Source organism: Asanoa sp. NPDC049475, assembly GCF_040676915.1.
Taxonomy (GTDB): domain Bacteria; phylum Actinomycetota; class Actinomycetes; order Mycobacteriales; family Micromonosporaceae; genus Asanoa.
Genome location: NZ_JBFAPY010000005.1, coordinates 221,410 through 241,442 on the forward strand (window position 1 = coordinate 221,410; position 20,033 = coordinate 241,442).

Sequence of the window (20,033 nt, forward strand, 5' to 3'; positions counted from 1 at the left end):
TCGACCAGGCGACGTGCCGTCCGGGCGGCCGAACGGACGTGGTCAGGTGCGGATCGCCGGTTCGGCCGCGGGGGCGGCCGGGACCGGAACCGGCACCACGACGACGGGGCACGGGGCCAACCGGATGACCTCTTCGCTGACCGATCCCAGCACCGTGTGCCGCAGGCGGCTGTGTCCGTGACTGCCGAGCACGAGCAGATCTCCGGCGCGCGCCGCGTCGGCCAAGACCTGCGCCGGTCGTCCCTCGACCACTTCGGCGGCCACGGGGTGGCTGGCGCCGTGGCGGGCCCTGAGCGCGGCGATCTCGCGTTCGAGGATCCGCGCCGCGTGCTGACGTGTCTCGTCGGGGCGCACGGTGTGCGGGTCGAGCTCGACGCCGTCCCAGCGCCACGCGATCACCGCCTGCACCGTGCCACCGCGCCTGGCCGCCTCGTTCGCGGCCCAGTCCAGCGCGCGACGTCCGCCATCGGAGCCGTCGACCCCGACCACGATCAGGTAGTTGTTCGTCATGTCGTCCTCCCGTCATCGCACTCCTCAGTTCGGAGTCTCGGCGCATTGACGGCTGGTGGGCAGGCGCCAAATACCCGGGCCGGGGGGTCGTTGGTCCTCCTCCCGCCGGCCACCGGGGCCGGGAGGACCTCTGCTGCCGACGAGAGGGCCGGTCGGCCCTGCCCAAGCGGGCCGGTCCGGCGTTGTCTGCGAGGAGACGACCACGCGCGGAGGAGGACCTGTGACCGGCACCGTGATCCAGCCGATCGCCGACATGGGCGGCAGCGTCGATGCACTGACGGCCGACGGCGGTATAGTGCGTATTCGCCAGATTCGTCCGGATGACCGGCCCGGGTTGCGGGCCATGTACGAAGGCGCCGACGTCGACAACCTCCGCATGCGGTTCTTCGCGCTCGCGACCGAAACCACGATCGCCAAAGAGGTGGAACGGCTGTGCCGGCCACCCGATCCGTGCCACGGCGCGGTGCTGGCCGAGATCGCCGGCCGGGTCGTCGGCGTGGCGTCCTTCGACCGTCCGAGCCAGGCCGACCGACGGGCGGAGTTCGCGGTCTTCGTGGACGACCTCGAGCACGGCCGTGGCATCGGCACGCTGCTGCTCGAGCATCTCGCGGCGGTCGCTCGGATCGCCGGAATCGACAAGCTGGTGGGTGCGGTGCTGCCGACCAACGGGCCGATGATGCGCGTCGCCCGTGGCCTAAGCGGACGGGTGTTCATGCGGTTCGACGACGGCGTCATGGACGTCGGCGTGCCCACCACCGACGACGTGGACGCCCTGGACGCGCGGGAGCGTCAGGCGGAGCGTGCCTCGCTGCGGCCGCTGCTGCGTCCGCGGTCCGTGGCGGTGGTCGGTGCCGGGCGCAGGACCGGCGGGATCGGTCACGAGACGCTGCGCGCATTGACCGAGTTCGGCTTTGCCGGCGCGGTGTACGTCGTCAATCCACATGCCACTGAGGTGGCGGGAGTCCGGGCGTACCCGTCCCTGCGGGCGCTGCCGGGACCGGTTGACCTGGTCGTGGTGGCCGTCCCGGCGGCCGCGGTCGCCGACACGATCGCCGACGCCGCGGCGATCGGGGCGCGCGCGGCGGTGCTGCTCAGCGCGGGCTTCGGTGAGACGGGCGCGGACGGTCAGGCGCACCAGGCGGCAATGGTCGACCTCGCGCGCCGGCACGGCATCCGCCTCGTCGGCCCCAACTGCATCGGCATCCTCAACACCGACCCGGCCGTACGCCTCAACGCCAGCTTCGTCCCTGGGCAGCCGCTGCCGGGCGGACTCGCCGTCGCATCCCAGTCAGGCGCCGTCGGCATCGCCCTGTTGGACCATGCGGCGCGGGCCGGCTGCGGCATCTCCACGTTCGTCTCGCTGGGCAACAAGGCCGACGTGAGCGGCAACGACCTGATCTCGTACTGGTTCGACGATCCACGGACCAGCGCGGTGGCGCTGTACCTCGAGTCGTTCGGCAACCCCCGCAAGTTCGCGCGCTTCGCCCGGGCGCTCGCCCGCCGCAAGCCCGTGCTCGCCGTCAAGAGCGGTCGCTCCGCGGCCGGGCAGCGGGCCGGTGCCTCGCACACGGCAGCCGCGGCGGCTCCGGACGCGACGGTCGGCGCACTCTTCGACCAGGCGGGAGTGATCCGCGTCGACGACCTCGGCGAGCTGCTCGACGCGGCACGCGTGCTCACCGACCAGCCGTTGCCGCGCGGTGCCCGGCTGGCGGTCCTCGGCAACGCGGGTGGCTTCAATGTCATGGCCGCGGACGCCGCCGGCGGCGGACTGCTGACGATTCCCGCACCCAGCACCGCGCTGAGGGACACCCTTCGGACGCTGGTCCCGCACGCGGCGGCGCACGACAACCCCCTGGACCTGGGCGCCGCGGCCACGCCCGAGGCGTTCGCCGTCGCGACCCAGGCCTTCGTGGACAGCGACGAGGTCGACGCGCTGCTGGTCGTCGTCGCCGCCACGCGAGCCAACGATGTGGCGGCCATCCTCGCCGCCCTCACCCCGATCGTGGACGCGAGTCCGACGCTTACCGCCGCGGCGGTGGTCGTCGGAGTCCAGACCCCGCCCCGGGTGCTCGGCACCCGCCGGACGCCGGTCTACGACCTGCCCGAACAAGCGGTCCGCGCGCTCGACCACGCGGCCCGGTACGCGGCCTGGCGGCGTGAGCCGCTCGGTGTCGCGCCCGAGCTGCCCGGCGTCGAAACCGAACGCGCACGGGCGGCCGTCGCCCGCGCGCTGGACGCGCACGAAGGCTGGCAGCCGAACGTCGTCGCCGAGGAGATCCTGCGTGCGTACGGCATACCGCTGCTGGGCTCCGCCACCGTCACCGACGAGGACGCCGCGGTCGACGCGGCACGAGCGGCCGGTTATCCGGTGGCGGTCAAGTCGGCGGATCCGACGTTGGTGCACAAGACCGAAGTCGGCGCGGTGCGGCTGAACCTGGTCGACGAGCACGCCGTGCGCGCCGCCTACCGCACCGTGACCGCGGCGGGTGACCCCGACCGTGGCGCACTCGTGCAACGGATGGCCGTCCGCGGGGTGGAGCTCGTCGCAGGCGTGGTCCACGATCCGCTGTTCGGCTCGCTGGTCATGACCGGGCTCGGCGGCGTGCGGACCGACCTCTTCGACGACCGGGTCTTGAGGTTGGTGCCGATGACCGACCTCGACGCGGCCCGGATGTGGCGGTCGTTGCGCTGCGCGCCGCTGCTGACCGGATTCCGTGGGAGCACGCCGGTCGACACCGACGCCGTCGAGGACCTGCTGTTGCGCCTCGGCCGCCTCGCCGAGGAACTGCCCGAGGTGGCCGAGCTCGACCTCAACCCCGTGCTGGCCGGACCGGACGGAGTGGTCGCGCTCGACGCGAAGCTCCGGCTGCGACCTGTCGGCACCGAACCGGATCCGGTCCTGCGCCGGCTCCGCCGTCCTTGATCACCGGTGCGGAGGGAATCGTCATGGACAGACCCGTTGTGGTCGGCGTCGACGGATCACCGACGAGCATTGCCGCGGTCGACTACGCGGCGGCGTTGGCGACCCGACGGAACGCGCCGTTGTTGCTTCTGCACGGCTACGTCCACCCCCTCGGGTACGGCGCCGCCTGTGTCAGCCCCTACACCCCGGCGGTGCCGGATCCCCGCGCCGACGGCGCTAACATGCTCGATCGCCTCGCTACGGCGGCGGCGCGCGAACACCCGTACCTGGAGGTCGCCACGGCCCAGGTCGCGGCGGGCGGCGCGACCGCTTTGATAGCGCGGTCGTGTTTCGCCGAGGCGGTAGTGGTCGGGCACCGGGGCCTGCGCGGCTATGCCGAGGCGGTCGTCGGGTCCGTCGGCAGTCAGGTCGCCGCGCGCGCCACCGGGCCGGTCGTGATCGTCCGAGCGATCGCCAGTGGTCGCGTCGACGCCCCCGTGGTGGTCGGCGTCGACGGCTCGGCAGGTGGCATACCGGCGCTGGAGTTCGCGTTTGAGGAGGCCGCGCAGCGCGCGCTGCCGCTGCTGGCCGTGCACGTCACCGACGAACGGGAGCGACCGGCCTGGTTGGCCGAGTCGTTGCTTGACACGGCCGTCGCTCCGTGGGCGGCGAAGTACCCGCGGGTCGACGTGCGCCGCCAGGTGCGGCCGGCGTCTGTCGCGGAACAGGCCATGGTGGACGTGTCCGGCCACGCGAGCCTGGTCGTCGTCGGCTCGCGCGGACGCGGCGGCGTTGCCGGACTGCTGCTGGGTTCGGTCAGCCAGGCACTGGTGCACCAGGCGCGGTGCCCCGTCGCGGTGGTGCACCCGCGGGTCACCGTGCCCGCCACGACGTGAGGTCGAGGGAGGCCACGGTGAAAGCGATCTATCTGGCGCGGGGCGAGGACGTCCCACCGCTGACGTCGCGACGCGTGCGACAGATCATGAGCACGCCGCCCGTCTGCGTCGCGGCCGGGGCCACGCTCGGGGACGCGTTGCGGGCGATGGTACGTGGCCGGCGCCGGCACCTCGTCGTCGTCGCGGACGACGGCACCTGCCGGGGCGTCGTGGCCGACCGCGCGATCGTCGCCGCCTGGGCCCAAGGGCCGTCAGTGTTGGACACCGTGACGGTGGAGTCGGCGCTGGACCCCACGGCAGCAGTCGTGGACGAACAGGCCACCGTCGCGGTCGTCGCTCGGCTCATGCGCCGCGTGGACATCGACGCGGTCGCGGTCGTCGACGCGAACCTGCGCCCGATCGGCATCGTCACGGGCAGCGACATCGTCGCGTTGCTCGCCGCCTGACCCGGCGAGCAACCGGTGGGTCAGCGCACGACCAGTCGGCGGGCCCGCAGCAGCCGGGCCCACCACGGCCGGTCGTCGGTCGGCCGCAGCCGCGGGACACCGGTCCCCTTGACGCTGACCCAACCACCCGGACCCATGGTGACCGCACCGACGGCCGGCGCCCGGCGTCGCGCGGCGGCGTACGTAGCGCCACCGACCGCGACGACCGCTACGCCCGCCGCGGCAGCCACCAGCTGCCGCACGTCGACCACCGGACGGAAGCGCACCTCTCCGTCGGCGTAGGCGAAAGCTCCCACGACGCGCCCGGCTCGGCGCACCGGTACGAGGCAATTCGCGCGGTCGCCCAAAGCGATCACGCTGGTCTCGGGTCCGGACCTGTCAACGGCAGTGCCGTCAGCGGTGGGATGCCTCAGGACCGTCATCGCGGCCTCCTCGGTTGGCTCTCTTGTCCCATCCTCGAAGCGTCCCGACACGGAGAACAGGGCCAACCGTCCCGATCTCGTCGGGCCTTCCCCAAGACGGGACGTTCGGCCCTGAACGGACGCGACGGAGCCGATCGATGCTGGAGCCATAGCTGGTGGAAGGGGACAGTCGTGACCAGCACCGTCGTGGTCGGCGCGGGCGGGCGGACCGGCGCGTACGCGTTGGCCTGGGCCGGCGAGCACGCCGCCACCACCGCCGCTGACCTGGTTCTCTGCTACGCCTGCCCGGCCGACTCCGCGTTCGCCTCCGCCGACGACCCGACACGGCTGATGGAGCTCCACGATCCCGCGCTCGCGCGCGCGGTCGCGGAGCTTCGGGCCAGGCTGGGTGGGCACCGGGTGACGTTGCGGGTCGCGGCTGTCCGGCCGCCCGACCTCATCCTGGCCGCTGCCCGGTCCGCGGAGCTCGTCGTCGTGGGCGAGCCCAGCCCGGTGCCGACCGGACGGCGGGAGACCGCCCACCGGGTGGCCGCTCACGCCACCGTTCCGGTCGTCGTGGTCCGGTCCCGTGGTGCCGACCGATCCGGTCCCTTCGCGGGGCACGTGGTGATCGGCGTCGACGGGTCCGCGCCGAGCCGCGCCGCCCTCGATTTCGGTTTCCAGGAAGCCGCGACACATCACCGGCCGGTCGCCGCGGTCCACGTCACGAGAGACCGGCGGGAGGACTACTGGTTCGACGACGACCTGCTCTCGACCCACTTCACCGCCGAGCCGGCCGGACTGGACCTACTGGCCGCCGAGACGGAGCCCTGGCACCATCGACACCCCGACGTGCCGATCAAGCGCGCGGTGTTCGCCGGACAGCCCGGCGACGGGCTGCTGCGGGCCGGCGCCGGCGTGGCCCTGCTCTGTGTCGGCGACCGCGGGCGGTCCTGGCCGGCGCGGGCCCTGCTCGGCAGCGTCAGCGACCGGGCCGTCGACGAAGCCGACGCCCCGGTCGCGGTCGTCAAGGAACGGTGATCACTCGCCGGCGGCGATCATCGTGGTGAGGTCCACCAACCGGTTGGTGTAGCCCCACTCGTTGTCGTACCAGCCGAAGACCTTCACGAAGGTGCCGGCCGCCTGCGTCAGCCGCGCGTCGAAGACGCAGGACGCGGGGTCGCCGACGATGTCTCGCGACACGAGCGGACCATCGACATAGGACAGCACGCCGGCCATCTCGGTGGCGGCGGTCGCGAACGCGGAGTTGACCGCCTCGGCGCTCACCGGTGTGGCCAACTGGCAGGCCAGGTCGACCAGCGACCCGTCCTCGACGGGCACCCGCAGCGCGACACCGTCCAGCAGGCCCGCGACCTCCGGGATGACCAGCCCGATCGCCTTGGCCGCGCCGGTGCTGGTGGGCACGATGTTGACCGCCGCCGAGCGCGCGCGGCGCGGATCCTTGTGCGGTGAGTCGATCAACATTTGATCATTGGTGTACGCGTGGACCGTCGTCAGGAACCCACGCTCCACGCCGAACGCGTCGTGCAGCACCTTGACCATCGGCGCCGCGCAATTGGTGGTGCAGGAAGCGGCCGAAAGGATCTCGTGGCGGACGGGGTCGTACTCGTGGTCGTTCACCCCCGGCACGAGCGTGACATCCACCCCCTTGCCGGGCGCCGAGATCAGCACCCGCCTGGCACCCGCCTTGAGGTGGCCGGCGGCGCTCTCACGGGTGCGGAGCTTGCCGGTCGACTCGATCACGAGGTCGACGTTCAACTCCTGCCAGGGCAGTTCCACCGGGTCGCGCTCGCGGAACGCCGGGATCCCGCGTTCTCCGATCTTGATGCTGTCGGCGTCGTAGCCCACCGGGAACTTCGCCTTCCCGAAAGTCGAGTCGTACGCGATCAGGTGTGCCAACGTCGCCGTGTCCCACAGGTCGTTCACCCCGACCACCTGCACCTCGGTGTCGAGCAGCCCACGCTCGACGAGCGCACGCAGGTACGCCCGGCCGATCCGTCCCAGGCCGTTGATCGCTACTCGCAGCATTGCTCCTCCTCGGTCGTCCCTACCAGCCTCGGCCCGCGCTCTCCGGCACGGGGAGGGGCAAAGGTCCCGGTCCATGGGTGACGGGGGTCCCGCACATGTGTGGTCCACCGGCACTGCTGCGGAGTCGGACACAGGGGTGGAATCGAGGTGGGTCCAGACAGGGCTCGCAGACGACAGGAAAGGACGTGGCACGCCATGACCGCGATGGCAGAGCGGCACACCGCGCGGACGACCGCTCCGGCGGTCACCCACGAGTCGGCCGAGACGACGACCCAGAAGACAGCACGGTACGTGTGGGCAGGCGTTCGCCTGGCCTTCGCGTTCACGTTCCTCTGGGCGTTCCTGGACAAGGTCTTCGGATTCGGATTCGCCACCCCGAGTGAGCGCTCCTGGCTCAACGGTGGCAGCCCGACCAAGGGATTCCTCAGCGGCTCGGAAGGCCCGTTCGCGGACTTCTACCACAACCTGGCCGGCACCGGCTTCGCCAACTGGGCGTTCATGCTCGCACTGCTGGGCATCGGCCTGGCCTTCACCCTCGGCATCGGCATGCGCGTCGCCGCCGCCTCGGGTGCCCTGCTCTACGTGATGATGTGGTCGGTCGTGCTCCCTCCGGAGACCAACCCCTTCCTCGACGAGCACCTGATCAGCGCGGCTGTCATGGTCGGTCTCGCCCTGGTCGGCGCCGGCCGGACCCTCGGCCTGGGCGGCTACTGGGAGAAGCTGCCGATCGTGCGGCGCCTGCCCTGGCTCAAGTGACCCGCTCGGCCCGGGGGGCACCGCCGTCGGCGGTGCCCCCCGACCGGGTTTCGCCGGAACCCATGACGACCTGAAGAAGGTGTCCCGATGACCACCATCCGGCTCGACCACGTCACCAAGGTGTTTCCCGGCGGGGCGGTCGCCCTCGACGGCGTCGACCTGACCGTCCGTGACGGCGAGCTGCTCGTCCTCGTCGGCCCCTCGGGCTGCGGCAAGTCGACCGTTCTCCGGATCATCGCCGGCCTCGAGGAGGCCACCAACGGCTCGGTGTCGGTGGACGGGACGGTCATCGACGGCCTGCCGCCGAAGATGCGCGACGTGGCGATGGTGTTCCAGAACTACGCCCTCTACCCGCACATGACAGTCGGCGACAACCTCGGTTTCGCGCTGCGCCTGCGAAAGGTGCCGACGGCCCGGCGCACCACGCGGGTGAACGAGACAGCTCACATGCTGGAGATCGGCGAGTTGCTGGATCGCAAACCCAAGGCGCTCTCCGGCGGCCAGCGCCAACGGGTCGCGATGGGGCGGGCACTGGTGCGCGACCCGCGGATTCTACTGATGGACGAGCCACTGTCCAACCTGGACGCGAAGCTGCGGGTGGCGATGCGCGCCGAGCTCCGCCGCCTGCACGGGAAGCTCCGCACGACGACGGTCTACGTCACGCACGACCAGGTCGAGGCGATGACGCTCGGCGACCGGATCGCCGTGCTCCACGAGGGCCGCATCCAGCAGGTCGGCACACCCCACGACCTGTACCACCAGCCGTTGAACATGTTCGTCGCCCGCTTCATCGGATCTCCCGCGATGAACGTGGCGCCCGCACGGCTGACGGCCGGGGGGAGTCCGGTCGTGACGCTCGCGGACGGAACCCGGTTGCCTGTGCCGGGCCGCTGGACGACCGACCGCGACGTGGTCGTCGGGATACGGCCGCACGCGGTGACCTGGCCGGCGCCCGCCGGGTGGCCCAAGCTGACGGCCACCATCACCGCCAGCGAGTTCCTCGGCAACGCCGAGCACCTCCTTTTCGCGGCGCCCGGAGTGCCACCATCCGGAGACGCCGCCGACGTCTGGACGGCCAAGGCGGAGGCCGGCAGCGGAATCACCCCCGGCACCGAGGTCACGTTCGGCGTGGATACCGGCGAGATCCAGCTCTTCGATCCGTCGTCCGGCACGACGCTGTTCGCGGACGGTCGGTCGGAACTGGTGCCGCTGGCCGCGGCCGCGTGACTGCCTAAGCACGGCGCCGGAGCGGCCCGACGAACGTCACCGCCTGCCCCGGACCCACCGTACGAATCTCGCGGCGACAACCGATCCGCACCGGCGTCTGCCCGGCCAGCGACGTCACCTTCGCACCAGCGCCGCTGATCCGTACCCGCAGCAGATGCCCGCGGAAGGCGATGTCGAACTCCAGCGTTCCCAGGCTGACGGGCCAGTAGGGATTGAGCCACAGCATCCCGTCACGGGTCTCCAGGCCGCCGAAGCACCGTTCCATGGTGTCGATCGACCCGGCCATCGCCCCGAGATGGACGCCCTCGCCGGTCGTACCGCCGCGTACGTCACCGATGTCGGACTCGAGTCCGCGGACGAAGAACTCCATCGCCTCCGCACGCCGGCTGCGGGCGAGCACCCACGCGTGGACCATGGCGCTCAGGGTCGAACCATGCGTTGTCCGCGCCAGGTAGTAGTCGATCGTCCGCGGAACGGCGTGGGCCGGCAACGAATACCCGAGCCGACCGAGCAGCTCCCGAAGCTCGTCGGCGGACAGCAGGTAGAACAGCATGAGCACGTCGGCCTGTTTCGACACCTGGTAGCGGTTCGGATCGTCGCCGGTGCTGCCGAGGATGCGATCGAGACGGCGGATGTCACCGTGCCTCGCGCGCAGCGCGGCGAGGTCGAGCTCCGCCAACTCTGGATATCCCTCGAACTGGCTGATCACGCCGTCGCTGTGGAAGGGCACGAACATGCGACGGGACAGCTCCTCCCAGCGCCGCAGCTCGCGGCTCCGCAGCCTGAGACTCTCGCGTAACTCGGACCGGCGACGGTCCGAGATCACGGCCAGCGCGTCCTGTGCCCGCATCATCGTCCACACCGTCATGATGTTCGTGTAGGCGTTGTTGTCGATTCCCGGCCGAGCGGCGCCCGGATACCGAGTGTGGAACTCGTCCGGGCCGACCACGCCGCGGATCACATACCGGCCCCTTCCGGCGTGGTAGTCGGCGATGGACGCGAAGTACCGGGCGATCTCCAGGATCATCTCCGCCCCGTACTGCTCCAGGAACTGGAGGTCTCCGCTGGCCTGCCAGTACTGCCAGACGTTGTAGGCGACCGCGAGGCCGATATGGCGCTGCAGAGCGGTCTCGTCCGGTATCCAACGGCCGGAGGCCGGGTTGAGGTGGAGCCGCTGGTTCTCCTCCCGCCCGTCGCTGCCGGACTGCCACGGATAGCAGGCTCCTCGTTGACCGACGTCGCGGGCGGCCCGTCGCGCCCGGTCCAGCCGGCGGTACCGGTACCGCAGGACACCTCGGACGACCTCCGGTTCCCGCAGGCACCGCGTGCGGAGCACGAAGAGCTCGTCCCAGAAGACGTGACCCCGGTACGCCTCGCCGTGCAGCCCGCGAGCCGGTACTCCGACGTCGAGGTCGGCGCTGTGCGTCGTGACGGTTTGAAGCACGTGGAACAGGTCGAGCCGCGCCGCGTGGGTCAGGCGCCATCGCTCGGACGACAGGCGGAACCGGAACCGTTGCCAGACCTGCCGCCAAGCCCGCATGTGCGTCTCGCACAGGTCGTCGAAGGTCGGCAGACCGCGGATCCGCTCGGTCGCGGCGAGGGCCGGTTCCGATACCGCCGGGTCGCGAGAGGTGTAGACCACCGCGGTCGTGTCGAAGGTGGCGGCGGTGCCCGCGGTGACGGCCGCCGACAGCTCGGTGGCTGCCTGGCCGGCGCCGACCGGGACCACCGGATGTGACCTCACGGGCTCCAAGCCCGGAGCGACGCGGGTGCGCGCCGCGAGGGCGATCCGGATCCGGGACTGAGTGGTCTCCACGACGGACAGCGAGGTGTCCGGTGCCGGATTCGACAGCTGTTCGACCTCGTAGTGAGCGTTGCTCAGGGCCTGATAACGGCGGACCCCCGAGTTCGTCGTCCGCCCGTCGATGCCCGCCCGCACGGTCAGGGTTCCTGACCAGTTCTCTGGCACGACAATGGTCCGCAGGCCGACGGCGTGACGGTGAACCCGATGGACGAAGCGCCGTTGCACGATGGTCGTCGTGCGTCCGGCGCGGTCGCGGCATCGCGCCCGCCGGGTGAGCACGCCGTGGCGGGTGTCCAGCTCGTGCCGGGACTCGATGAGCTCGACACCTGCGCCGCCGAGCCAGCCGCCGTCCTCGGCACGGATCGTCAGTGCCAACGGGTTCGGCAGGTTGACGAGGCTCTCGGTCTCGACCGGGAGACCGTCGACGCTGTCACGCAGCCGGTTGTAGCAGCCGGCGGCGTAGGTCCCTGGATAGTGCGTACCGTCGGCGACGTGTTCCGGCTCCGCGCCTCGGATGCCCACATATCCGTTCGCGAGGCCACACAGCACCTCCCGTCGAGCCTCCCGTTCGGGTTCGAACTCGAACGCCCATATCCACTCGGCCGCCGTGTTCACGACGGGTCTTCGTCCAGCACCTCGTCGAGGGCGCGGTGGCTGGCGGGTGGAGGCGGAACGGGCTGGCCCTGCGGACCGGTGCGCAGCACCAGTTGCGGCTCCGCGCGGTCGGCCAGCAGGCGGCTGATCAGGCTCCGGGTCGCCGGGACCTCGACGACGTCGCTCATCACCGACATCGCCAGGTCGCGTGCGGTCGCCGTCAGCCAGACCGCGCTCGTCGCCTCGCCGGCGCGGAGCCGGTCGGCCGGGGTGTCGGAGGAGGTCGCGACGATCAGGTAGTCGGCGAAGCGGTCGTCGCCGAACCCGGGGAACAGCCCGGTCTCCCCGTCGTCGGCGAAGTCGCGCACGGCGACCGGTCGTGGCACCGGAGAGACGAGGCTCTCGAACGACACACCTCCGCCGGACGGTCGTCGCACGGTCCAGGCGGCCAGCTCACGGTGGTAGGCCGGGTCGGACTGTTCGGTGCGCTGCGCCTCGTCGACAGCGGTCCCCAGGTAGGGGCGTTCGGTGTCGCCGACGCGGAACAGCGTGGATCCTTCGCGCGTCGCGGCAGCGGCCAAGGCGGCGATCACGCCGTCGTCCACGCGGGACGTCGCGACGATCGGCCGGCGGTCGCTGCGTCGATGCCGGATCGCCCGCGCCAACTCGACGTCGCCCGCGGACGCGTCCGCAGAACCGGTGATCTCCAGCGTGGCGAGCAGGTCCGCGGGGTCTCCGGCAGGCAGCCTGCGTACGCTGACCGCGTGTCCGCGGGCCGCCAAGGTCACTCGGACGTGGTGCAGAGCGGTGCCGCAGCTGATCATCGCCATCCGTCCCGACGGGTCGACCGCCTCCAGCCTTCGGTCCGGGTCACGGATCAGCTCCAGCCGTGTGCCGCGCAACGACCACCGCCACGGCTGCGTGTTCAAGATGGACGGTGCGTACAGCGAGGCCGAAACCGCGTCGCGCAAGGCTTTGCGGGTCTGTGCCCGCTCCTCGGGCTGGGCTTCGTCGGCCATGATGACAGCCTACGGCGCTGGATCGTGTCCGTTCGGGCTGGCGCCGATCCCGTTGGCACCGTTCGCATCGCCGGACCCTCCGTCACCTCTGTCAACGGCGTCCAGCGCGCACGAACTGGAACCGTGGCGCCGGCGCGAACACCATCACCGGACGCTCACTCGCGTTGTCCCTCGTGCGTTACGACCACCGGGCAGAGCGCGTGATGGAGCAGCTGCAGGCTGGTTGATCCGAGCAGGGCACCCGTCACCTGACCGCGGCCGCGGCAGCCGACGACGACGGCCTGCGTCGTGCGGGATCGCTCGACGAGGGCACCGGCCGCGCTGCCGTGCGCCACTACGGCCCGCACGTCGACGTCGGGGAACTTCTGCCGCCAGGGGTCCAGGGCGCCGGACAGCTCCCGCTCGACGGTCTGATCGAGGGCGTTGGCACGGCCCAGCCGACCACCCGTCGCGGGCGGAGGTCGATGCCGCCGTCAACCCCGCGGGCGGTGTCGGCGGCCGTTTCGAGAATCGAGTCAGCCTGCTCGGGGCTGAGCTTGCGGAGCCCGGGCTCGCCGCCGAAGCGCGTTCCCGGCCATTCGGTGTCGTGGGCGAGCAGGATGTGCAGCGGGACGGCGCGCAGGGCGGCCTCCCGCGCCGACCATCTGACCGCGGCCGTCGCGCACGCCGAGCCGTCCGTACCGACGACGATCTCCCGGCTGTCCACGGCACCGCCCTTCCACGCTCTCAACTCACCGCGACCGGTGCCGGCACCTCCCGCACGATGGCTACCGGGCAGTGCGCGTGATGGATCAGTTCCTGACCGACCGAACCGAGGAATGCTCCGCTGAAGCCGCTGCGGCCCCGGGAGCCCACCACCACCAGCCTGGCACGGCTGCTGGCCGCGACGAGGTGTCCCGCGGCCCCGCCGATGAGCACGTCCGTTGACACCGGTACCTGCGGAAACTTCTGTCGTAGGCTGGCCGTCAGCTGGGTCAGGTGGTCGCGGAGGTGCTGCGTGGCGGTTTCGAGGTAGTACCGGGTCGGTGGCGGCGAGAGTGTCTGGATGACCCGCAACGGCGCGTGGCAGGCCGCGGCCTTCTCGAAGGCGAACTCGAGGGCGAGGTGGGCACATGGCGAACCGTCGAATCCGACGACCACGTCACCGGCTGCCTCGTCCGTCCCGGCGCGCACGACCACCACGGGACAACGCGCATGCGCCGACACCGACACCGCCGTCGAGCCGATCAGCAACTCGCCGAATCCACCCGTGCCGCGACCGCCGAGCACGGCCATCGCGGCATCGGCCGACGCGTCCTGCAAGCACACTTGCGGGCTACCGTCCATGACCACAGCGCTGACTGTGACGCCAGGGTGCGATGTGTGCGCGTCGTCGACCGCGGAACGCAGCATCGCCGTGGCATCGGCGCGAGCCTCGGCGTCAGGCCAGGCGCTCGGTCCGGGCGCGTACCAGGTCGGGCCGATGTACCAGGCGAACGCGTAGAGGATTTTGACCGGCAAGGACGCACGCTCGGCCTCGTCGAGCGCCCAATGCAGGGCGGCGCGGGCATCGGGCGAACCGTCGTATCCGACAACGAGCGGGCGGGCCTGCATGGCTGCCTCCTCACGATCCTCATGCTGACAACTCAAGCCAAGCGCGTCGCGCCCGGGCCGGTCAGGGCCATCCGGCCCGCCGTTCGAGTGCCGGTCGGCCTTGTCTGCCGCATGGCGATGCGGTTGCCTTGGAAGCGGCGCACCTAGGAAAGGACATCGAGATGTCGCGCATCGCAAACCCCACCGCGGTCGCGCTCGCGGGGGCCGCCAACGCGGCCGGCTACGCTCCGTCGATCCACAACACCCAGCCGTGGCACTGGCGCGTGCGGCCCGATCGGCTCCTGTTGTTCGCGGACCGCAGCCGACAGCTCGCCGCCACGGACCCGGACGGAATGTTGCTCGTCCTCAGCTGTGGTGCCGCCTTGCAGCACGCCCGGCTGGCCTTGCTCGCGGAAGGCTGGACCACCGAGGTCCGATACCTGCCCGACCCGGCCCAGCCTGACCTGCTCGCGGAGATCGTCGCCGCTGACCGGTCCGAGCCGACCGCACAGGCGATGCGGATGGTGCAGGCGATGCGCGTTCGGCACACCGATCGGCGGCCGCTCTCGGAGCAGGCGCTCTCGCCGGATACGACGGCGGCGTTGCTCGGCGCCGCGTCCGGGTTGGCACGGCTGCATGTGCTGACCGCCGACCAGGTCCTGGAACTGGCTGCCGCGGCCCATCGAGCAGCCGAGATCGAGGCCGACGACCCGCAGATCCGGGCCGAGCTCGCCTACTGGACCAGCAGGTCCGGCCTGGACGGGACGGGACTGCCGCACGACGTCCTTCCGGCGCATCCGCCGCAGACGACGGTTCCCGGGCGGGACTTCGGCGCGCCGGGGACGCTGCCGATCGGCCCAGGACATGATCGGCAGGCCAGGTACGCGCTGCTCTACGGTGACGACGACGAGCCGGACTCCTGGCTGCGGGCGGGCGCGGCTTTGACGGCGGTGTGGCTGACGGCGGTCGGGCTCGGTGTCTCCGTCGTGCCGCTCAGCGGTGTCGTCGAGGTTGCCGCGACTCGGGAGACGTTGCGGGAGATGCTCGCCGGCGTTGGCCGCCCCTATCTCGTTCTTCGGCTGGGTATCACCGATCGGGCGCACGCGGGTCCGCCGCACACGCCACGGCTGCCGGCCGACCAGACGGTCGACCTGTCCGCCGTCGACGGCGACAGCTGAGCTGCCGGGCGAAGGCGCCGAGCGCGCCGGGTCATCGTCGCTCCCTGCGCCTGCCCGCGACCGCGGGCATCCTGTGCCCCGCTCGTCTGACGAAGCGGTAGTAGCCGCCGTCGCCACACTCCACGACGTCGTCGGTGACCTGCCAGCCCCCCGGTCGCGGAGGCGGTGACGCGTCATCCAGATAGCCCTGGAACATCGACGGGAGACCAGAGCGGATGGCGAGCAGTCCGGGCGACCCCGTTGGTGCGGGGTGGACGCCGCCGCCCCGCAGGTCCGCCCGGTCGTCGTCGCCGGTCGCCACGATGGCCACGTCGACACCCGGCTCCGGCAGGCCGAGCGCCCCGGGGACGATGTCGACGCCGCCGTAGTTCCCGATCGCGATCGCACCGGCTTCCGCTTGGCACCAGGTGTCGTGGGCGGGGGCACCCAGCGCGTCGGCGGACCACTCGACGAGGTCGGCCGTGAGAGGGGCGCCGGTGGCTGCCAGGTGCCGCAGCGCGGAGAGCTCGTACCAGGGCGCCTCGCGGCTGTGCGCGCGCATCGCACGCAGGACGTCTGGCTCGGTGTAGCACACCGTGACGCCGTGTTCCGCGAGGATCGCGTACCGCCTGGCGGCGGTGGTCGAACCAGAGGTGTCGAGCACGACTGTGGCGCCGAGGCTGAGCGGAGCCACCAGCCCGTACGCGGTCCCGGCGATGCTGCCCGGATCGGCGGTGCACCAGTAGATGTCTCCTGGCCGAAGGTCGAGAGAGAACAGTGCGGTGGCGTGCTGGGCCAGGACGGCCCCGTGGTGGTGCAGGGTGGGCTTGGGGGACCCGGTCGTGCCTCGGGTCAGCACCACCATCGCCGGTTGTTCGGGGCTGGTCGCCGGGACGGTGAACGCGAGGTCCGGCACGGCGGCCAGCGCCTCGTCGAGCGCGATGGTTCCCGCGAGCGGGTGCCCGTCGCCGACGAGCAGGACATGCGTCAGAGCTGGCAGAAGGGCGCGGTGCGCGGCGATGCGCTCCTGGTAGAGCCGCGGCGTGGTCAGCAGCACCCGGGCCGTGTGCCGGTGCAGCAGCCCGCGGACGAAGGCCTCGTCGAGAGACGGTGACAGTGGCACGTACACGTCGCCGCGGCGCATGGTCCCGAGCGCGGCCGCGAAGAGCTCGGGGCAGGGCCCGAGCAACGTGTGCACCGGTCCGCCCACGCGCATCCCGAGGGAGGTGAGCAGGTTCGCGAACCGGTCGGCGCGTTGTCGGAGCTCGCCGTAACTGATTTCGATCGTTGCTCCGTGGCGATCGACGACGTGCAATGCCGCACAGTCCCGCCTCGCACCGCCGGCGTGGCGGTCGACCGCCTCATAGCCGATGTTGATGCCACCGTCGTCGGGGAGACCCGCCATCCACCTGCGGGCGTACCGCCAGTTGAAGTCGTGCCGGACCCACCGGTACTGGCTCAGGTTGGCGCTCTGTCGCTGTGCCGCCGTCTTTCTCATGTCGGTCCCCTGCCCGGGCCGCGAGCTTCTCACCCCAGCGTTCGCCGCACCCGCGGTGCCGCCCAGGTCAATGGTCACAAGGCCCGGGGGTCGGTGGGCCCGGATTCCCGGACTGCGTCGGCGTGACCGGTGCTGTCGGTGCGCCCACTCGGGCAATCGAGGCGGGTGGTGCGGCCGGTCTGCGGGTCGAAGGTCCCGGCCTCCTCGGGTCCCGCGACCCTGCTCCGTCGCGCGCGTCGACCCGAGGATGGGCGTATGAAGGTCCTTGTCACCGCGGCATCGAAACACGGCTCGACGTTCGAGATCGCCGAGGCCATCGCGCAGGAGCTCACGTCGGGCGGACATGTCGTGACCGTCAGGCAGCTGCCCGGCGCCGACGTCGACGGCTACGACGCGGTCGTGCTCGGCAGTGCCGTCTACATCGGGCGATGGCTGAAGGAGGCGACCGACTTCGTCCGCGGCAACGGCCGAGCACTGCGGCAGCGGCGTGTCTGGCTGTTCTCCAGCGGGCCGGTCGGTGACCTGCCGCGACCGGAGGAGCCGGCCGTGGACGTCTCCGACATCCTGCGAATGACCGCGGCCGCCGGCCACGCCGTGTTCGCCGGCCGGCTCGACCGCACCCGGCTTACCTTCGGTGAGAAGGCGATCGTCCTCGCCCTGCATGCACCGGAGGGCGACTTCCGCGACTGGACCGCGATCCGTGACTGGGCCGTGTTCGTCGCCGCCGACCTGCGCGCCCCGAGCGTGGCAGCCAGTAGCTAGTCACCCTGATACCGGAGGACACCCTCGATGGACACCGTCGCCGACCTGGAGACGCCCCTGACCACCGACGAGCTCGCCCAGCTGGATGCCTACTGGCGCGCGGCCAACTATCTGACCGTCGGACAGATCTACCTGCTGGACAACCCGCTGCTCCGGGAGCCGTTGCGGCCCGAGCACGTCAAGCCGCGCCTGCTGGGTCACTGGGGGACCAGCCCAGGGCTCAATCTGCTGTACGCGCACCTGAGCCGGATGATCAACCGCCGTGACCTCGACATGATCTATGTGACGGGGCCCGGCCACGGCGGTCCGGCGATCGTCGCCAACACGTGGCTGGAAGGCACCTACAGCGAGCTGTACCCGTCGGTGAGTCGGGACGAGGCCGGTATGCGCCGACTCTTCCGGCAGTTCTCGTTTCCCGGTGGCATCCCGAGTCACGTCGCCGCCGAGGTGCCGGGCTCGATCCACGAGGGCGGCGAGCTGGGCTACTCGCTGATGCACGCCTACGGCGCGGCCTTCGACAACCCGAACCTGGTCGTCGCCTGTGTGGTCGGCGACGGCGAGGCCGAGACCGGCCCGCTGGCCGCCAGTTGGCCCTCGAATGTCTTCCTGAACCCGGCCCGCGACGGCGCGGTGCTGCCGATCCTGCACCTCAACGGCTACAAGATCGCAAACCCGACCGTCCTCGCCCGGATTCCCGACGAGGACCTGCACAGCCTCATGCGCGGGCACGGCTACGAGCCCTACGAGGTCGCCGGTGACGACCCCACCCGTGTGCACCAGTCGTTGGCCGCGACGTTGGAGAAGGCGTTCGACGACATCGCGGGCATCCAGCGCCGGGCGCGGCAGGGCAAGGCCGACGCACGGCCCCGCTGGCCGATGATCATCCTGCGGACGCCGAAGGGATGGACCGGTCCCGCGGTGGTCGACGGCCTGCCGGTCGAAGGAACGTTCCGCGCCCACCAGGTGCCGGTCGCCGCCGTTCGCGACAACCCGGAGCACCTGGCCATGCTGGAAGCCTGGCTGCGCTCGTACCGCCCCGAGGAGATCTTCGACGCGACGGGCACGCCGGTGCCCGAGGTCTCGGCCATCGCGCCGCGGCTCGGACGGCGGATGAGCGCCAACCCGCGCACGAACGGGGGAGCGGTGCTCCGCGACCTCGTGCTACCCGACTTTCGCGACTACGCCGTCGACGTGCCCCGCCCCGGTGCGCCCGACAGCGAGGCGACCCGGGTGCTGGGCGCCTTCGTCCGTGACGTGATCGCGGCGAACCCCGAGCGGTTCCGGTTGTTCGGCCCCGACGAGGTCGCCTCCAACCGTCTGGGCGCCGCCTTCGAGGTCACCGACCGAGCCTTCGACGCCGAGATCCGGCCCGGCGACGATCATCTCGCTCCGGATGGACGGGTCATGGAGGTGCTCTCGGAGCACCTGTGCCAGGGCTGGCTGGAGGGCTACCTGCTGACCGGCCGGCACGGCGTCTTCACCAGCTACGAGGCGTTCATCCATGTGGTCGACTCGATGGTCAACCAGCACGCCAAATGGCTGAAGGTGACGCGTGGGATCCCGTGGCGGCGACCGATCGCGTCACTGAACTATCTGCTGTCCAGCCACGTCTGGCGGCAGGACCACAACGGCTTCTCCCACCAGGACCCCGGTTTCATCGACCACGTCGTCAACAAGAAGGCCGAAGTCGTGCGGGTGTACCTGCCGCCGGACGCCAACACCCTGCTGTCCACGATGGACCATTGTCTCCGGAGCCGGCACTACATCAACGTGGTCGTCGCCGCGAAGCAACCGGCGCCGACCTGGCTGCCGATGGACGAGGCGATCCTGCACTGCCGTCGCGGGCTGGGCATCTGGGAGTGGGCGAGCTCGCGGGGCGACGCCGAGCCCGATGTGGTGCTCGCCTGCGCCGGCGACGTTCCCACACTGGAGACCCTGGCCGCCGCGGACCTGCTGCGCACCCACCTGCCAGAGCTCAAGGTCCGGGTGGTCAACGTCGTCGACCTGATGCGCCTGCAGCCCGAGAGCGAACATCCGCACGGACTCCCAGACGCGCAGTTCGACGCCATCTTCACGACGGACAAGCCGGTGATCTTCGCGTTCCACGGCTATCCGACGCTGATCCACCGGCTGACCTACCGGCGCACCAACCACCACAACCTGCACGTCCGGGGCTACAAGGAAGAGGGGACCACCACGACGCCGTTCGACATGGTGATGCTCAACGACCTCGACCGCTTCCACCTCGTCATCGACGTGATCGACCGGGTGCCGGGACTCAGCGCCCGGGCCGCCCAACTGCGCCAGGACATGGTCGACGCACGGCAGCGGTGCCGCGACTACACCCGCGCGCACGGAGACGACGACCCGGCGATCAGCGGCTGGCGATGGACCCCCCAGGCGGGCGTCTAGCATCGGGAAGGCGTCTAGCATTGGGAAG

General features: G+C 71.3%; 18 protein-coding genes. 9 read left to right on the forward strand and 9 right to left on the reverse strand.

The window, feature by feature from the left end:
* Positions 1-42: 42 nt before the first annotated feature.
* Positions 43-510 (reverse strand): universal stress protein, encoded by a 468-nt coding sequence (locus AB0J88_RS21025; protein ID WP_364353599.1) that lies wholly within the window; start codon positions 508-510, stop codon positions 43-45.
* A 220-nt stretch (positions 511-730) separates the two neighbouring features.
* On the opposite strand from AB0J88_RS21025, the gene AB0J88_RS21030 reads away from it, so the two are divergent.
* From AB0J88_RS21030 to AB0J88_RS21040, 3 genes are read left to right on the forward strand one after another with little or no spacing between them, the layout of a single operon-like run.
* Positions 731-3,433 carry a GNAT family N-acetyltransferase gene (locus tag AB0J88_RS21030; protein WP_364353602.1) on the forward strand — a complete coding sequence of 901 codons (2,703 nt, stop codon included), beginning with the start codon at positions 731-733 and terminating at the stop codon, positions 3,431-3,433.
* A gap of 23 nt (positions 3,434-3,456) precedes the next feature.
* Positions 3,457-4,308, forward strand: a complete 852-nt coding sequence (locus AB0J88_RS21035) for a universal stress protein (protein WP_364353605.1) — start codon at positions 3,457-3,459, stop codon at positions 4,306-4,308.
* A gap of 17 nt (positions 4,309-4,325) precedes the next feature.
* A complete protein-coding gene (locus tag AB0J88_RS21040) occupies positions 4,326-4,754 on the forward strand; it encodes a CBS domain-containing protein (protein WP_364353608.1) in 429 nt (142 codons plus the stop codon).
* Positions 4,755-4,774: 20 nt separating this feature from the next.
* On the opposite strand, the gene AB0J88_RS21045 is transcribed toward AB0J88_RS21040, so the two are convergent.
* On the reverse strand, positions 4,775-5,071 hold the full coding sequence (locus AB0J88_RS21045; protein ID WP_364353611.1) for a hypothetical protein: 297 nt from the start codon (positions 5,069-5,071) through the stop codon (positions 4,775-4,777).
* 276 nt (positions 5,072-5,347) lie between these two features.
* Between AB0J88_RS21045 and AB0J88_RS21050 the strand changes: the two genes are divergently transcribed.
* Positions 5,348-6,196: a universal stress protein gene (locus tag AB0J88_RS21050; RefSeq protein WP_364353614.1), complete on the forward strand. Its 849-nt coding sequence runs from the start codon at positions 5,348-5,350 to the stop codon at positions 6,194-6,196.
* Here AB0J88_RS21050 and gap read toward each other — a convergent pair whose 3' ends face one another.
* A complete protein-coding gene (gap, locus tag AB0J88_RS21055) occupies positions 6,197-7,204 on the reverse strand; it encodes a type I glyceraldehyde-3-phosphate dehydrogenase (protein WP_364353616.1) in 1,008 nt (335 codons plus the stop codon).
* 195 nt (positions 7,205-7,399) lie between these two features.
* Between gap and AB0J88_RS21060 the strand changes: the two genes are divergently transcribed.
* Together AB0J88_RS21060 and AB0J88_RS21065 are read left to right on the forward strand one after the other, a co-directional pair.
* Entirely contained in the window at positions 7,400-7,960 is a 561-nt protein-coding gene (locus tag AB0J88_RS21060) for a hypothetical protein (protein WP_364353619.1), read from the forward strand.
* Between the two features lie 87 nt (positions 7,961-8,047).
* Positions 8,048-9,187, forward strand: a complete 1,140-nt coding sequence (locus AB0J88_RS21065; RefSeq protein WP_364353622.1) for an ABC transporter ATP-binding protein — start codon at positions 8,048-8,050, stop codon at positions 9,185-9,187.
* Positions 9,188-9,191: 4 nt separating this feature from the next.
* Here the strand turns inward: AB0J88_RS21065 and AB0J88_RS21070 are convergent, their stop codons facing one another.
* The 5 genes from AB0J88_RS21070 to AB0J88_RS21090 form a co-directional block, all read right to left on the reverse strand.
* The gene (locus AB0J88_RS21070) at positions 9,192-11,606 is read right to left on the reverse strand and encodes a glycosyl hydrolase family 65 protein (protein WP_364353625.1); all 2,415 of its coding nucleotides are present in this window, start codon (positions 11,604-11,606) and stop codon (positions 9,192-9,194) included.
* Positions 11,603-12,604, reverse strand: a complete 1,002-nt coding sequence (locus AB0J88_RS21075; RefSeq protein ID WP_364353627.1) for a nitroreductase — start codon at positions 12,602-12,604, stop codon at positions 11,603-11,605. Before AB0J88_RS21075 ends, AB0J88_RS21070 begins: the two co-directional genes overlap by 4 nt.
* A gap of 155 nt (positions 12,605-12,759) precedes the next feature.
* On the reverse strand, positions 12,760-12,951 hold the full coding sequence (locus AB0J88_RS21080) for a universal stress protein (protein ID WP_364353630.1): 192 nt from the start codon (positions 12,949-12,951) through the stop codon (positions 12,760-12,762).
* On the reverse strand, positions 12,939-13,310 hold the full coding sequence (locus AB0J88_RS21085; RefSeq protein WP_364353633.1) for a universal stress protein: 372 nt from the start codon (positions 13,308-13,310) through the stop codon (positions 12,939-12,941). The genes AB0J88_RS21080 and AB0J88_RS21085 overlap by 13 nt, the downstream gene beginning before the upstream one ends.
* A gap of 20 nt (positions 13,311-13,330) precedes the next feature.
* A complete protein-coding gene (locus AB0J88_RS21090) occupies positions 13,331-14,197 on the reverse strand; it encodes a universal stress protein (RefSeq protein WP_364353636.1) in 867 nt (288 codons plus the stop codon).
* Positions 14,198-14,358: 161 nt separating this feature from the next.
* Here AB0J88_RS21090 and AB0J88_RS21095 point away from each other — a divergent pair, with 161 nt between their 5' ends.
* Positions 14,359-15,354 carry a nitroreductase family protein gene (locus tag AB0J88_RS21095; protein WP_364353639.1) on the forward strand — a complete coding sequence of 332 codons (996 nt, stop codon included), beginning with the start codon at positions 14,359-14,361 and terminating at the stop codon, positions 15,352-15,354.
* Positions 15,355-15,385: 31 nt separating this feature from the next.
* On the opposite strand, the gene AB0J88_RS21100 is transcribed toward AB0J88_RS21095, so the two are convergent.
* On the reverse strand, positions 15,386-16,831 hold the full coding sequence (locus tag AB0J88_RS21100) for an AMP-binding protein (protein ID WP_364353641.1): 1,446 nt from the start codon (positions 16,829-16,831) through the stop codon (positions 15,386-15,388).
* 255 nt (positions 16,832-17,086) lie between these two features.
* On the opposite strand from AB0J88_RS21100, the gene AB0J88_RS21105 reads away from it, so the two are divergent.
* Together AB0J88_RS21105 and AB0J88_RS21110 are read left to right on the forward strand one after the other, a co-directional pair.
* The gene (locus AB0J88_RS21105; RefSeq protein ID WP_364353643.1) at positions 17,087-17,593 is read left to right on the forward strand and encodes a flavodoxin domain-containing protein; all 507 of its coding nucleotides are present in this window, start codon (positions 17,087-17,089) and stop codon (positions 17,591-17,593) included.
* 27 nt (positions 17,594-17,620) lie between these two features.
* The gene (locus AB0J88_RS21110; protein WP_364353645.1) at positions 17,621-20,005 is read left to right on the forward strand and encodes a phosphoketolase family protein; all 2,385 of its coding nucleotides are present in this window, start codon (positions 17,621-17,623) and stop codon (positions 20,003-20,005) included.
* Positions 20,006-20,033: the final 28 nt, after the last annotated feature.